14 protein-coding genes are annotated in these 14,387 nt (G+C 38.8%); 3 read left to right on the top strand and 11 right to left on the bottom strand.

What is annotated here, in order from left to right; genetic code table 11:
- Window positions 1-135: 135 nt before the first annotated feature.
- The 5 genes from parE to nudF are packed head-to-tail and all read right to left on the bottom strand — an operon-like array spanning window position 136 to window position 4,593.
- Window positions 136-2,049 carry a DNA topoisomerase IV subunit B gene (gene parE, locus N7931_RS06745; protein WP_262792863.1) on the bottom strand — a complete coding sequence of 638 codons (1,914 nt, stop codon included), beginning with the start codon at window positions 2,047-2,049 and terminating at the stop codon, window positions 136-138.
- An 8-nt stretch (window positions 2,050-2,057) separates the two neighbouring features.
- Complete coding sequence (locus N7931_RS06740; RefSeq protein WP_262792861.1) at window positions 2,058-2,663, bottom strand: YqiA/YcfP family alpha/beta fold hydrolase; 606 nt, start codon at window positions 2,661-2,663, stop codon at window positions 2,058-2,060.
- A gap of 6 nt (window positions 2,664-2,669) precedes the next feature.
- On the bottom strand, window positions 2,670-3,506 hold the full coding sequence (locus N7931_RS06735) for a metallophosphoesterase family protein (RefSeq protein ID WP_262792859.1): 837 nt from the start codon (window positions 3,504-3,506) through the stop codon (window positions 2,670-2,672).
- Window positions 3,506-3,970, bottom strand: a complete 465-nt coding sequence (locus N7931_RS06730) for a DUF1249 domain-containing protein (RefSeq protein WP_262792857.1) — start codon at window positions 3,968-3,970, stop codon at window positions 3,506-3,508. The genes N7931_RS06735 and N7931_RS06730 overlap by 1 nt, the downstream gene beginning before the upstream one ends.
- Window positions 3,955-4,593 carry an ADP-ribose diphosphatase gene (gene nudF, locus N7931_RS06725; protein WP_262792855.1) on the bottom strand — a complete coding sequence of 213 codons (639 nt, stop codon included), beginning with the start codon at window positions 4,591-4,593 and terminating at the stop codon, window positions 3,955-3,957. Before nudF ends, N7931_RS06730 begins: the two co-directional genes overlap by 16 nt.
- Window positions 4,594-4,762: 169 nt before the next feature.
- Between nudF and N7931_RS06720 the strand changes: the two genes are divergently transcribed.
- On the top strand, window positions 4,763-6,091 hold the full coding sequence (locus tag N7931_RS06720; RefSeq protein WP_262792854.1) for a TolC family outer membrane protein: 1,329 nt from the start codon (window positions 4,763-4,765) through the stop codon (window positions 6,089-6,091).
- A gap of 46 nt (window positions 6,092-6,137) precedes the next feature.
- Here the strand turns inward: N7931_RS06720 and N7931_RS06715 are convergent, their stop codons facing one another.
- From N7931_RS06715 to N7931_RS06705, 3 genes are all read right to left on the bottom strand, one after another.
- Window positions 6,138-7,064, bottom strand: a complete 927-nt coding sequence (locus N7931_RS06715) for a diguanylate cyclase domain-containing protein (RefSeq protein ID WP_262792853.1) — start codon at window positions 7,062-7,064, stop codon at window positions 6,138-6,140.
- Between the two features lie 163 nt (window positions 7,065-7,227).
- Entirely contained in the window at window positions 7,228-8,193 is a 966-nt protein-coding gene (gene tyrA, locus N7931_RS06710) for a bifunctional chorismate mutase/prephenate dehydrogenase (RefSeq protein ID WP_262792852.1), read from the bottom strand.
- Between the two features lie 6 nt (window positions 8,194-8,199).
- Entirely contained in the window at window positions 8,200-9,267 is a 1,068-nt protein-coding gene (locus N7931_RS06705; protein WP_262792851.1) for a 3-deoxy-7-phosphoheptulonate synthase, read from the bottom strand.
- 285 nt (window positions 9,268-9,552) lie between these two features.
- Here N7931_RS06705 and N7931_RS06700 point away from each other — a divergent pair, with 285 nt between their 5' ends.
- Window positions 9,553-9,951, top strand: a complete 399-nt coding sequence (locus tag N7931_RS06700; RefSeq protein ID WP_262792849.1) for a VanZ family protein — start codon at window positions 9,553-9,555, stop codon at window positions 9,949-9,951.
- Complete coding sequence (locus tag N7931_RS06695; protein ID WP_262792847.1) at window positions 9,912-10,811, top strand: ketopantoate reductase family protein; 900 nt, start codon at window positions 9,912-9,914, stop codon at window positions 10,809-10,811. The genes N7931_RS06700 and N7931_RS06695 overlap by 40 nt, the downstream gene beginning before the upstream one ends.
- Here the strand turns inward: N7931_RS06695 and thiI are convergent.
- From thiI to pomA, 3 genes are all read right to left on the bottom strand, one after another.
- Window positions 10,785-12,242, bottom strand: a complete 1,458-nt coding sequence (gene thiI / locus N7931_RS06690; protein ID WP_262792981.1) for a tRNA uracil 4-sulfurtransferase ThiI — start codon at window positions 12,240-12,242, stop codon at window positions 10,785-10,787. The two genes, N7931_RS06695 and thiI, sit on opposite strands and share 27 nt — an antisense overlap.
- Window positions 12,243-12,388: 146 nt before the next feature.
- Window positions 12,389-13,336, bottom strand: a complete 948-nt coding sequence (locus N7931_RS06685) for a flagellar motor protein MotB (RefSeq protein ID WP_262792846.1) — start codon at window positions 13,334-13,336, stop codon at window positions 12,389-12,391.
- 11 nt (window positions 13,337-13,347) lie between these two features.
- Window positions 13,348-14,106 carry a flagellar motor protein PomA gene (pomA, locus tag N7931_RS06680; RefSeq protein WP_262792844.1) on the bottom strand — a complete coding sequence of 253 codons (759 nt, stop codon included), beginning with the start codon at window positions 14,104-14,106 and terminating at the stop codon, window positions 13,348-13,350.
- Window positions 14,107-14,387 lie beyond the last annotated feature (281 nt).

The following is a 14,387-nucleotide window of genomic DNA, read 5'->3' as shown; positions in this document are numbered from 1 at the left end:
TATAAAAATGAGTCTTTAAAACTAAGCTTTAAACTAAACAAAAGCCGCTTATTTAATTAAAAATAAGCGGCTTTTTTATTGCTTGTTATTTAGAGATTACCTGCTTTAAAGCTGAGCACCCCGTATAAAAAACGGTTATTCTTCTTCCAAATTAGCTAATGCCAACTCAGCTTGATCCCCTTTTTGCTCAAGCCAAATTTTTCGGTCTCCGCTGCGTTTTTTCGCAAGCAGCATGTCCATTAACTCCATGGTTGCTTCACTTTCATCAATCGTTAACTGGACTAAACGGCGAGTATTTGGATCCATCGTGGTTTCGCGTAATTGCAGCGGGTTCATTTCACCCAAACCTTTAAAGCGCTGTACATTAACTTTGCCGCGTTTTTTTTCAGCTTCAATTCGGTCTAAAATGCCTTTTTTCTCGTCTTCATCCAGCGCATAAAATACCTCTTTACCTACATCAATCCGGTAGAGTGGCGGCATAGCAACAAACACATGCCCGGCTGCGACTATACTGCTAAAGTGTTTAATAAATAATGCACATAATAAAGTGGCAATATGTAAACCATCAGAGTCAGCATCGGCCAAAATACAAATTTTGCCATAACGCAAACCGGATAAATCACTTGAATCTGGATCCATCCCGATGGCAACAGAAATATCATGAATTTCCTGCGATGATAAAATTTGGCCGGATTCAACTTCCCAAGTATTTAAAATTTTCCCTCTTAGCGGCATGATCGCCTGAAACTCTCGGTCTCTGGCTTGTTTTGCCGAACCACCGGCTGAGTCACCTTCGACTAAAAATAATTCAGAACGTGATGGGTCTTGCGAAGTGCAATCGGTTAATTTACCCGGTAAAGCCGGACCTGTCGTAATTTTTTTACGAACCACTTTTTTAGCTGCGCGCATTCGCTTTTGGGCATTGGCAATAAATGCTTCAACTAATTGTTCTGCAATATCAGTATGTTCATTCAGCCATAAACTAAAAGCATCTTTCACAACGCCAGAAACAAAAGCAGCGCACTGACGTGACGATAAACGTTCTTTAGTTTGCCCTGCAAATTGAGGATCTTGCATTTTAGTGGATAAAATATAACTGCATCGATCCCAAATATCTTCCGGCGTTAATTTAACCCCACGCGGAATTAAATTTCTAAACTCACAAAACTCGCGGGTTGCATCCAATAAACCTTGGCGTAAACCATTAACATGAGTACCGCCTTGTGCCGTTGGGATCAAGTTAACATAACTTTCGTAAATGCCTTCTCCACCTTCAACCAGCCAAGTAACCGCCCATTCTACCCCCTCAGTGGCACTAGAAAATTCGCCAATAAATGGCTCTTGAGGCATGGTTTCGTACCCTTTAACTGAGTGCGTTAAATAATCGCGTAAACCATCCTGATAACACCATTTATGGGTTTCATCATTAACTTTATCGGTAAATTCAATTTCAAGCCCTGGGCATAAAACCGCTTTGGCTTTTAGGTTATGAATGAGTTTAGAAACTAAAAATTTGGCAGAATCAAAAAAGCTGGCGTCTGGCCAAAACCGGACATTAGTGCCGGTATTGCGTTTTCCACAAGTACCAATCACTTCTAAATCAGAAACTTTATCGCCGTTTTCAAATGCGATTTGATAAACTTGTCCGTCGCGTTTTACCGTTACCTCGACCCGGCTGGATAACGCATTGACCACTGACACCCCAACCCCGTGCAAACCACCAGAAAATTGATAGTTATCATTAGAGAATTTACCACCGGCGTGCAGTTTGGTTAAAATTAATTCAACGCCCGGAATGCCCTCTTCAGGATGAATATCAACCGGCATCCCGCGGCCGTTATCAGAAACTTCAAGCGATTGATCCGGATGTAAAATCACTTTAATTTGGCTGGCATGTCCGGCCATGGCTTCATCAACCGAGTTGTCGATAACTTCCTGACCAATATGATTCGGACGGGTTGTGTCTGTATACATGCCGGGTCTGCGACGAACCGGTTCTAAACCACTTAATACTTCAATGGAGCCAGCGTTATATTGTTTTTCAGACATAATTCTTCTTATCTTTTATTGGAAATACTGTATTTATTCGTTAGTAAAAAATCAGCAATCTCGGGTAAATAATCCTGATAGCCTTGGAAAGCATGATCGCCGCCTTCAATCACACAAACTTGCTGCGGACTGAATTTAGCACAGGTCTGGCGATAATCTAATGTTTCATCGGCTGTTTGTACATAAGCTTTTATACTTAAATTTGTCACATTTTCAACTTCAAAGCTTTTAAGTTGCTGATTAAAGTCATCCGTTATCCAAAATTTTTGCTGAGTATACGGATGCACATGCTCACCCAAATAATTAGCCAGCAGTAAATAAGGATACATAGCTGGATTAATTAACACTGCGGGTAAGCCAGTTTGAGCCGCACAATAAGTTGCAAAATAACCACCCAATGAGCTGCCGATAAACCCAGCTAATTCAGTTTGATGAGTTTGAATTAACTCACTAAGTTGAGCGGCTACCGACTCTGGATGATTAGCCAGTTGGGGAGCAATAATTTCAACTTGCGGATTTTGCTGGCTAAAAAACGCAATACTAAGTTGGGCTTTTAACGATTTTGGCGAACTTAAAAATCCATGTAGGTAAATAATTTTGCGTTTGACTGTCATAAATTGCTATTCATCATTCAAAAATTCTGCCGAGCTTACTAAGGTTTTAGCTAATACTTTGACTTGCCCGTTTTCAAGTAAAGAAATTTGCTGATAAGCCGCGCGGGTATCTGTAATCTCAAACTTATCAGCATGACCAAATTGCACTGAACTGGCCGGTCCGGCAAACCAAGCTTTGTTGGCTAAAGTACCGCTGGCTATGGTATGGACATGACCATGAATGGCCGCTTTCACTTTAGCATTTTGCTCAAACCAAGTTAAAAAAGCATCGGACTGTTGCAAACTATATTTATCAATAAAACTAGCAAACGGCACTAAATGATGGTGTAAAACCACTAAATAATGGGTAATTTTCGGGTTAACTTGTGACAAAACTTGTTCAAGCTGTTGCTCATTAATCCGGCCTCCACCATTTAAATCATCAGCATAAGAGTTAAATAACAGTAACGCCCAGTGTTCAAACTCTATTACAGATTTATTTTGTGGCGGCTCAGCCTGCAAACTGTTTTGCAAATTGGCCTGCGTTAAATGCTGCGCTGAAAAATACGGGCTTTGCCTAAACCGCTCAAATAACGCTGGTTTATCGTGATTACCCAAGATGGCATAAAATGGAATCTGCCAGTTAACTTCGCCAATCGCATCCAGAATATTTTGATAACTTTGCCAAACTTCATCCTGCACCAAATCACCTGTCCAGATAATGCCGTTATATTCAGTTTGAGCAGCGGCAATATCAGCTAATACAGTACGTAAATTTTGATATGGCAAACAACCATAAAATTCATCCGTTTTATTCGCTTTAATATGGCAATCTGTGATTTGTGCAAATTTGAGTAGCGGCATTAATTTAAGCCCGCAACCTGACTGGGTAAACTCATGCCTTGCTCTTTACAAAAAACCAACCAGTCGTGCAAAAACAAATTAATCTGATGTTTTTCATCTGGCTGATGCATTTGTTTATTCGGATAAATATAACTCGGCTGAATTCGGCTGATATTCTGACTTTTGATCACTTCTGCCATTTTCGCATCGTGATACACCCGTACCTGTACTTTAGGCTGCAAAAAATCCGGCAGGCTGGTTGAAAGCTGCCTAATTTCTAACAAATTGGTATAACGGCTCAGCTCTAATACTTTAATTTGAAAAACAAAACTGGGCGAAGTCTCAAACTGGTTAATATGCCCTGCAATTTCCCAGCTATCGACCAAACGCTCAAGCAGCATAAAATTACGCTCACATAAACTATTGAGCGCAACTAAATCCGGTACATATTTTTTGTGCCTGCTAAGCGTTATTGAATTTGCCAATCTTGTTTTACCTTTTCTAAATTAGTTTGCAGCCAATGTAAGCCAATTAAAGCTGATGCGTTTTCAATTTGCCCCTGATTCAGCCACGCCATCACCTGAGTTCGGGGAAATGCATGCACTTTAATGTCTTCATTTTCATAGTCTAGCCCACAAACCGGTTTTATTGCTTGTGCATTTACTTTGGCAACATATAAAAAAATCCGTTCACTGGTGCCACCACAACTGGATAAATAACTTTGCATTGGCATTAAGTGTGAAGCTTCAAGTCCGGTTTCTTCTTGCGTTTCACGAATCGCAACTGATTCTATGCTTTCATCTTGTTCAACCATGCCGCCTACCAGTTCAAAAGTCCACGGGTTTGCTGCATTTAAAATTGCCCCTATTCGCACTTGTTCAATTAAAACTATCTCGTCACGAATCGGATCATAGGGTAATACCACTACAGCATCGCCACGCTCAAAAATTTCTCTTTGTACCGGTTCCGACCAGCCACCTTCAAATAACTTATGCTTAAAAGTCACTAAAGATACATTAAAAAAGCGGGAAAACAGGTTTTGTTTTTTAATCACCTCAACATCATTTTTATTAAATTGAAAAGGCAGAGAATTTTCTTTTGATTTCATTACAATAAGTCTTCCATAAGCAATGCTTTTTAATTCTGTCTGGGTATAATAAACTAACTTAACTGGATACCCAAACGAGTTCAAGTGACTAATCGGTTTGCAAATTTTGCTCTGAGTTAGCTTAAATGATTTGAACTCTTTGATTTTTCTGACATAAGCAGGATTCCGCATGCTCAAAAACCGAATAACACAAATTATTAAAGCAAGCTTAGCACTGTCCCCTTTTATTTTATCGCCGTTTGCCAAAGCAACTGATCTAGTGACTGTTTATCAGGCTGCGCTTGAGCAAGATCCGATTTTATTACAAGCAAAAGCCAGCTATCAGGCCAGTTTGCAAAATAAACCTTTAGCGCGAGCTGGTATTTTACCTCAGGTAAACGGCAGTTTAAGTTATACCGATGATGATTTACAGGCAACCACACGTCAGGCTGCGACAGTCAGTTTGTCGCAATCAATTTATAAACATGATAATTGGCTTAATTTATCTAAATCTGAAAAAGTGATAAAACAAAGCGAATTTTCCTTGCAGCAAACTCAACTTAGTTTGATGACTCGGGTAGTCGCCGGTTATTTTAGTGTGCTTGAAGCGATGGATAATTTAAGCTTTGTTGAAGCGCAAAAAGCCTCAATTAAACAAGAATTAGAAAAAACCCGCCATCAATTAGAAGTTGGGATTTCAGCAATCACTAACTTGCATGAAGCTCAGGCACAATACGATTCGGTTGTTGCTCAAGAAATTGCGGCTCAAAATGCGATTGAACTGAGCAAAGAAAACTTACGTGAAATTACGGGTCAGTATTATCAATCGTTAGACGGACTCAATACCGAGCAGTTTTCGCCGCCGCAGTTAACCCCTAAACAAGTGACTAACTGGTTAGAATTAGCTGAAAAATTTAATCCGGCATTATTGCAACAAAAAATGGCGGTAGCCGCCGCAAAACAAGATATAGAAATTGCTCAGGCCGGTCATTTACCCAGTGCTGATTTATCCGCTAATTATACTTGGGCCGACACAGAAGCACAGGCAATGGATAATCAAAACCAGCTTAGAACAGTGCAGACTAATAATGATGGTTTATCTTGGACAGTTAGTTTAAATGTGCCAATTTATTCTGGTGGCAGCACAACCGCTCAAACTAAACAAGCCCGCCAGCAATATGTAGTGGCCAGCCAACAACTTAATCAGGTTCATCGCCAAATTATCAGACAGGTTCGCAGTGCGTATAATGATGTTAATACCAGTCTGGCGCAAATTAATGCGTTACAACAAGCCGTTGTATCGGCTGAAAGTGCATTAAAAGCAACCAAAGCTGGTTTTTCGGTCGGTACACGAACAATTGTAGATGTGCTTAATAGTACCCAAGTGGTTTACGATGCTAAACGTAATTTAGCCAGTGCCAGATATAGCTATATTAATGCTATTTTAACCCTGAAAAATGCAGCCGGTACTTTATCAATTGAAGATTTAAACTCAATTAATCAAAGTTTACTGCAATAAAATCCAGCTATCGCCAAGCAGAATGATTCGGTTTAAGTTAATCGCTTTAACTGATTAATTCTGCTTGAGAATTATCAGTAAACGCATACTGATTTCTCCCATTCGCTTTTGCTTTAAATAAAGCTTTGTCAGCCAGTTCAAACGCTGCTTTGGTATTGGTAATTTGTTTAGCGATAAATGAATGAATACCGGCACTCAAGGTAATGACTTGTTCGCATTTTGAATCGTTATGCGGAATATTCAATTGTTTAACTTGCAGAATCGCTTTATCAACTAACAACTGAGCTTGCGCTAAATTAACATTAGGTAGAATCATTGCAAACTCTTCACCGCCAATTCTGGCGACTAAACTTTGTCTGTCATTAAGGCAAGCTTTGAGAGTTAACGCAACTTTTTTTAACACCTGATCACCAGACTGATGTCCATAACAGTCGTTATACCGTTTAAAATAATCAACATCTAAAATAACCAGAGTTAAAACTTGCTGTAGCGCTAAACTATTTTGCCATTCGTGCTCTAATGCTTCATCAAATTGGCGGCGGTTAGGAATAGTGGTGAGCGCATCAATATGGGCTAACGAATCTAATAATCTACGCTGAAAGACATTTTGCAACTGAGTATAAATCCGCGCTTGTACAACTCCCGGATGCAGCGGTTTGCTGATCACATCCACAGCGCCGAGCCGTAAGCCTTTTAACTCAATTTCTTCTGAGTTACTGCCGGTAATAAAAATAATTGGAATGTGCTGAGTCGCCCGACGGTTACGCAAAGTTTCAATTACACTAAAGCCGTCCATATCCGGCATAACAACATCTAGTACAATTAAATCCGGCTGTAATTCCATGCTTTTTTCAATTGCCTGACTGCCGTTTTTAGCTAATAAAACCTGCGCCATCCCCGATATACATTCTTTTAGCACTCTGCGATTGGTTTTATCATCGTCAACAATTAACACCCGTAATTCGTCGTTCACAAACACTTGTCCTTGCTGCTTATAATTATCGGTTAAGCATAGCCGAAGCCGTTTAACAAAGGCAAGCGTTTGCAGCTAATTTGAATCAACTCTACTTTGCCTTAAACTGACTTTGAGTTAAACAAAGTCAGTTCTAAAAAATTAGAATTCAAACAAATGAGCGTTACGATAGATGTGCGGCTTTAAGTAATCTTTTACTTTCAGCTAAAAAATGATCGGCATATTCACCAAACCAATGGTGAACTTCTTCAAATTCCTGAATAAATAATTGCTTATCGCCTTTTTCTAATAACTCAATTCCGGCCTGCAAGCGTTTTGAAAATCGCTTTAATAAGTCAAAATTTTCAGGATTTGAATAAATGATATCTGCGTATAATTGAGGATCCTGCGCAAATAAGCGCCCAACCATTGCCAGTTCAAGCCGGTAAATAGGCGAACTTAAAGCAATTAACTCAGATAATTTAGGGTTTTCCTGTTTAAGGTGAAAGCCATATAAAAATGTAGAAAAGTGACGCATCACCTGAATAAAAGACATTGCTTTATCATGCGATTCAGCGCTAACCGCTTCCAGTTTAGCTTCAAGTAAAACAAGGCTGTCTAAAACCCATTGGCACTCAGCCATATCTCTGGCCTGACAATAAGCAACCACCTGATCTTGAATATTATCAACATCCGGCCCAAACATTGGGTGTAAACCTAATACCGGCCCAGTATGACAAGATAACATTTTTTCAACTGGCTTTTGTTTAATACTGGTTAAATCGGCCAAAATAGTATGAGGTTCAATAAACTGAGTGACCTGCTCAATTACAGATAAGGTTAAATTAATAGGAACAGAGATAATCACTAAGTCTTGTCCGGCCAAAATAGCTTCGGCATTGGGCCAGTCGCTTGGCTCTAACACACTCAACTGATGGCCGAGCTGAGCAAACATACGAACAAACAGTTGGCCTAATTTACCACGGCCACCAACAATAGTGATTTTTTTGGATTGAATATTTTGCGATTGTTTAAGCTGGGTTAAACGCGCTGATTTCAACGCGTTTTCTAGCTCTATTTTTCTGGCAGTTAAAGCGTCAAGTTGTGCCTGAACTTCTTTTAACTCAGCACTAAAATCACTTTCAGCCATAACCGTTTAAACCCGATTTGCTAATGGCGTAGCTAATTGTGCCGCCATATCGCGTAATAGCTCATCAGTAGTTTCCCATGCAATACAAGCATCGGTAATAGAAACGCCGTATTTCATATCACAAATAGATTGCTCTGCTGACTGATTACCTTCGTTAATGTGGCTTTCAAGCATAATACCAATAATTGACTTGTTACCATCAATAATTTGTTGCATCACATCACGCGCCACAACAGGCTGACGACGATAATCTTTATTTGAATTACCATGGCTACAATCAACCATAAGTGCATCATTTAAACCGGCTTTACGTAATTTTTCTTCACATAAAGCAACATTTTCTGCATCGTAATTAGCCGCTTTACCACCACGTAAAATAACATGACCATCCGGATTACCGTTAGTTGAGATAACAGCAACCTGACCTTGTTGGTTAATCCCCATAAAACTATGACCCGATGCCGCGGCTTTTAATGCATTAATTGCGGTATCTAAACTACCATCAGTACCGTTTTTAAAACCAACTGGCATAGATAAACCACTGGCCATTTCACGGTGAGTTTGCGATTCAGTAGTGCGCGCACCAATTGCAGACCAGCTAAACAACTCAGCTAAATATTGAGGGCTAATTGGATCAAGTGCTTCTGTTGCCATCGGAATTTCCATTTCAGCCAGTTCAATTAATAGTTTTCTGGCTTTATGTAATCCTTCTTCAATGCTAAATGTACCATCGATATTCGGATCATTAATTAAACCTTTCCAACCAACTGTTGTTCTTGGCTTTTCAAAATAAACTCGCATGACAACGTATAAAGAGTCGCTTAATTCTGCACTTAATGCTTTTAAACGACGCGCATATTCAAGGGCTGCATCAACATCATGAATTGAACAAGGGCCGCTAATCACAATCAAACGCTTATCTTTGCGGTTAATAATATCCGACAAAGTTTGTCGTGCGCTGGCAATAAAACTTAAAGCTTTGTCTGAAACCGGTAATACCTGCTTTAAATTTTCTGGCGTAATCAGCACTTTTTCGGCATTTACATGCACATTATTGAGTTTATCTTTAATCATTCTTAATCCAAATCGTGGGTTTAGATTATTCTTTTAAGCTTATCTAAACTACTTGAAACTATTGCAGCGGCTCTGAGGGTTTGCTCATCCTATTGAACCATGCAGTTAATGCGGCTATTTTAGACAAGTTTTTAACAAAGTTCAGCTAATTATTCTGATATTCAGGATTATTCTTATAAAAACAATCGATATGAGTAAAATTTCAACAAATATTAATAAATTTAAGATTTTACTTGTATCAGAACTCGGTATACTTAAGCGCTTGAAAAATTAATATTTAAAATCATGCAAACAAAACAACCTCATTTTATGCAGAATATTTGGTTATATAGAGGCTTAGCCGCCATCGCCTATATAATTGCAACATTTCTATTTTTTTCACCGATTGATCCTAACGGCGGTAGCCTGTTTCCGCATTTTGATAAGTTTGCTCATTGCATTGTTTTTTTTGGTTTAACTGGCTTAACCGAATTTAGTTTTAACAAGCAAAGCAAACGAATTGTTATCGCCTTATTATGTTATGGCGCTTTAGTTGAAATTTTACAGGGTGCATTTTTTAACCGCCAAGCCAGTTTTTATGATTTAGTCGCAGATGCTTCCGGCATTTTATTATTTTATTTATTATTAACTAAAACCAAATTAGCATGTTTTCGATCTTGGGCTGCGGCGCAATCGGCTCATTAATAGCCTTTGCCTGCAATCAAAACCAGCTTAATTATCAACTAATTTTACGTCACGCTGGACAAACGTTTCAGCCGGTAAAACTCGATACCCGTTTAATAAGCAATCGCTCAACGGTTATTGAGTTTAATGCGCCTGTGTTTAACTCAAAAAGTCATCCTCAGCAGCAAAAAATTGAGCATTTAATTTTACCGATAAAGGCTTATCAGGTAAAACCGGCTCTACAAAACCTTAAACCTTATTTGGCAAAAAATGTAAATATTATTTTATTACACAATGGGTTAGGCACCGCACAAATTGCCCGTCAGCTTATTCCAACTGCCAATATTATTTTAGCCAGTACCACTCTTGGCGCTTATCAAACAAATTCATTTGAGACAGTACAAACCGCTCTTGGTGAAACCTATTTTGGCGGTGACGATAATCATAAACTAATGCCTCAGTGGTTAGCACCATTAATAAACGCCGTTAAACCTGCATTTTGGGATCATAATATTCAATCCAGATTATGGCAAAAGCTGGCGGTAAATGTGGTGATTAATCCTTTAACCGCTTTAAACCAAGTGAAAAATGGTGCTTTATTAAAAGCAGAATACCAAGGTGTCATTCGCCATTTAATTGATGAATTTTGTTTAGTGAGTCAGGCTGAGGGGTTTAACTTTACTGAGCAGCAAATTAGCGATTTGGTTTATGCGGTTGCTGAAAATACGGCTGAAAATTATTCTTCAATGAATCGGGATATTTATTTTAACCGCCAAACCGAAATCGATTTTATTAACGGCTTTTTAATTAAAAAAGCGGCAGAGCATAAAATTGCTCTGCCTTATCATCAAAATTTATTTGACCAAATCCGGCTGAAATAAACTCACATTTTTAAAACCTTGCTCATGTAAATACAAAGCTTGCAAACGGCTCATTACTCCTTTTTTACAATATAAAAGATAATGTTTGTCTTGTGCTAAATCAGCAAACTTGGTTGCCAGTTTAAAAAATGGAATATGGATGATTTGTGCGCCTGAAACTTCCAACGGCTCATTTTCTTCCTCTTCATCGCTGCGAACATCAATAATAATGTGATTAGCACTCAGTTCAGAAACAGAAGCAACCTCTGTCACTTCCTGCTCTGCTTGTTTAGCCAAATCACGAATATCATACACAGTTGCATCATTCACAACCTGCTCAATCAAGGGCATATAAAAATTAGCTTCGGTTGCTTCTACCTTTTCTTGTTTAGCAGCAATATTCGGCTTTTTAGAAATGACACCACAATATTCAGGCATGGTTTTAGCAAAATCTTCAGTGCCTATTTGTTTGGCAATATCAATAATTTCTTGTTTATCTGTGGTGATTAACGGACGGACAATTAATTGCTCGGTTACTTTATCAATTAAACCTAAGTTAATCAGGGTTTGGCTTGAAACCTGCCCTAAAGCTTCGCCTGTCACTAATGCGTTATACCCCATTCGGCCTGCTACGGCACTGGCAGCACGCATCATCATACGTTTTAAAACTACGCCCATTAAACCTGAGTCAATATTTTCCAAAATTTCAGCCACTACAGGCTGAAAATCAACCGAAATAAATTTAACTCGGTGTGAAACGCCGTACTTTTCCCATAAATAATATGAAACTTGTTTAACCCCAATTTCGTGCGCTGAGCCACCTAAATTGAAAAAGATAAAGTGGGTTTTATAACCGCGTCGCATGGTTAAATAACTCGCTACACCTGAGTCATATCCACCCGAAATCAGTGATAAAACATCATCTTGAGTAGCAATTGGAAAACCACCTAAGCCTTCAAATCGGTCACCCATTAAAAAGAGTTTATCGTTTGCGACTTCGAGTCTGACTGTCATTTGTGGAGCGGTTAATTTTACGCTGGCACTTTCAATAGACTGGTTTAAAAAGCCACCAACGTAGCGTTCTAAATCTTTTGATGAAAAGTCATGATGACCACGGCGTTTAACTCTGACACAAAAGGTTTTACCTTCAACGTCACTGCGATATAAATCGATGACTTTTTGGCAAGTATCGTCAAAATCCACAAATTCACTTTGTTTTACTTCAGTAAAAAAAGCAACACCGGGAATACATTGCAAGCGCTCTATCGCTATCTCTCGTTTATGATCGCTTACTTGAACTTCCAAACAATCCCATTGTTTTTGCACCCAAGCTTTTTCATCTACTCGGCGCAGCACAACTTTAATATTGCTTTCTAAAATTTTAGTAAAACGAATCCGCACCGAACGGCTTTTAATTGAGATTTCCGGGTGCATTTTGACAATAAACTTGATCATTTTTGATAGGTCACATTTTCAATCTAAAAATTGGTCGGCGATTATACTGAATTTAAGCAATAAGCCCAAGGAACTTAAACAGAGAAATGCACTTTTTGAACAGACAAGCAGTGATAAAACTATTAAATCACTGCTTGTTAGAACTATTGAGTAATAGTGGTATTAGGCGAAACTGTAATAGGATCAGACTCTTTGGCTTTGCCCTGCAAAATTGAAATCTCAACTCTGCGATTTCGTCTGCGGTTTGCCTGCGTATTATTTGGCACAAGTGGCCGAGTATCAGCATGACCAACCACAATTAAACGATGTGCGTCAAATCCAGGAACCTTAAGCATTTCATGAGCAACTGCAACCGCTCTTTTGGATGATAACTCCCAGTTTGAGCTATAAAGCTCTGAAATCACATTTTGGTTATCTGTATGCCCAGAGACAGTTATTTCACCCGGTACTTCATTTAATAATTGAGCAACTTGTTGAATTATTGGTTTAAATTGAGATTGCAAGAAAGCAGAGCCAGATGGAAATGCACCATTTTCTCGAATACGGATAATAATTTGCTGACCTAATGATTCAAGTTCAATTGCACCGTCTACAATTTGTTCCTCAAGCTGTTGAGCTATTTTTTTAACCAATTCACTCATTTCTTCCGCAGAAGAGCTAGATTCAGACGGGGTGCTTTGTGAATTAGCTGAATCGGCAGATGAACCACCTCGCTGATCGCCGCGTTGTTTTTGGCGACCACCAGCTGAATCTTCATCACCTGCTTCAAATTCAAGTGTTGGCTGAGTCATTTCTATGGTTTGTTGCTGAATAGTTTCAATTGGGGTTGGATCGGGTCGTCCCGGTCTAAATTCTTGCGCAATAACAGATGTCCCTTTCGGAATGTCTTTAATTTCGAGTTTGTTTTGAACCCCAAAAGCAAATTTCATTGAACCAGCAATCTGCTTAAATTTAAGCACATCCATTTCGGAGAAAGCTAATAACAACACAAAAAAGCACATTAATAGTGACATTAAATCGGCAAATGTCCCCATCCATGCAGGTAAACCGGGTGGTGGACATTTTTTACATGGAGGACAATCAACTGCCATTATTTACTCCCCTATTCGTCTGCCACAGAGCGTTTAGATTCAGCTAAATAATTTTTCAAAATACCTTCAATTACTCTTGGGTTTTGTCCGTCCTGAATACCTAATATTGCATCTAAAATTAAACTCTGATTTAGTTTTTCTTCTTCTTTTCTTAAATTTAACTTATTAGCTAACGGAATAGCTACGACATTTGCTAAAAAAGCGCCATATAAGGTAGTTAATAATGCAACCGCCATTGCTGGACCAATCGCTTTAGGATCATCCATATTAGATAACATAGCAACCAAACCGATCAATGTCCCTATCATACCCATCGCTGGTGCAACATCACCAAGAGATTTTAACAAACCAACACCCGCTTCATGACGCTCAGTAGTTAATTCTATGTCTTTCATCAAGGTTGCTTTGACCACTTCACCATCATGTCCATCGACTAACATATCAACACCTTTACGCATAAATTTATTATCAATTTGGGCTTCTTCTAGTGCTAAAAATCCACCTTTACGCGCAGCGTCTGCCATTTCGACTGATTTTTCAATCAATTCTTCTGGACTTTCAATTTTAAACATGAAGGCTTTAGCTAATACTTTACCTATGCCAAAAAATTGTCCCATCGTAAAGTTTGCTAATACAACAAAAAGTGAACCACAAAAAACGATGAGCACTGAAGGGACATCAAAAAACATCCCTACATCACCACCTAACACCATCGCCATGATGATAAATGCAGTAGCCCCAAGAATCCCGATGACGGTTGCTAAATCCACTCAATGCCTCCAGACAGTCCAGCTTATAATTAAAGCGAAGGGTAATTATTATTTATATGCTGAGTATAAGTTTTATCAAACTATGCGCAAATATAATTAACCTCTACTCTGGATAACAAATTACTTTCTAGTGGTTATTTTCCCCGATAACTAGGTTGAATTCGCTAGTAATAGCCAGCTATTACATACGCAAATTCGCCTTGTTCTCAGAAAAAATCCCTCACTAGAAAAAGAACTTAAACTAAAAACCAATAAATTTAAGGCTTTAGCTAACTTCTTAT

It is taken from the genome of Catenovulum sp. 2E275 (genome assembly GCF_025515275.1).
Lineage (GTDB): Bacteria > Pseudomonadota > Gammaproteobacteria > Enterobacterales > Alteromonadaceae > Catenovulum.
Note: the sequence above shows the minus strand (reverse complement) of the source record. Positions and strands in the feature narration are given on the sequence as shown.

Excerpts from the sequence above, each read along its gene's own strand:
- N7931_RS06740 (WP_262792861.1), bottom strand. The coding sequence starts at position 2,663 with ATGACAGTCAAACGCAAAATTATTTACCTACATGGATTTTTAAGTTCG.
- tyrA (WP_262792852.1), bottom strand. The coding sequence starts at position 8,193 with ATGGCTGAAAGTGATTTTAGTGCTGAGTTAAAAGAAGTTCAGGCACAA.
- nudF (WP_262792855.1), bottom strand. The coding sequence starts at position 4,593 with ATGAAATCAAAAGAAAATTCTCTGCCTTTTCAATTTAATAAAAATGAT.
- N7931_RS06705 (WP_262792851.1), bottom strand. The coding sequence starts at position 9,267 with ATGATTAAAGATAAACTCAATAATGTGCATGTAAATGCCGAAAAAGTG.
- parE (WP_262792863.1), bottom strand. The coding sequence starts at position 2,049 with ATGTCTGAAAAACAATATAACGCTGGCTCCATTGAAGTATTAAGTGGT.
- N7931_RS06720 (WP_262792854.1), top strand. The coding sequence starts at position 4,763 with ATGCTCAAAAACCGAATAACACAAATTATTAAAGCAAGCTTAGCACTG.
- N7931_RS06700 (WP_262792849.1), top strand. The coding sequence starts at position 9,553 with ATGCAAACAAAACAACCTCATTTTATGCAGAATATTTGGTTATATAGA.
- N7931_RS06695 (WP_262792847.1), top strand. The coding sequence starts at position 9,912 with ATGTTTTCGATCTTGGGCTGCGGCGCAATCGGCTCATTAATAGCCTTT.
- N7931_RS06685 (WP_262792846.1), bottom strand. The coding sequence starts at position 13,336 with ATGGCAGTTGATTGTCCTCCATGTAAAAAATGTCCACCACCCGGTTTA.
- N7931_RS06735 (WP_262792859.1), bottom strand. The coding sequence starts at position 3,506 with ATGCCGCTACTCAAATTTGCACAAATCACAGATTGCCATATTAAAGCG.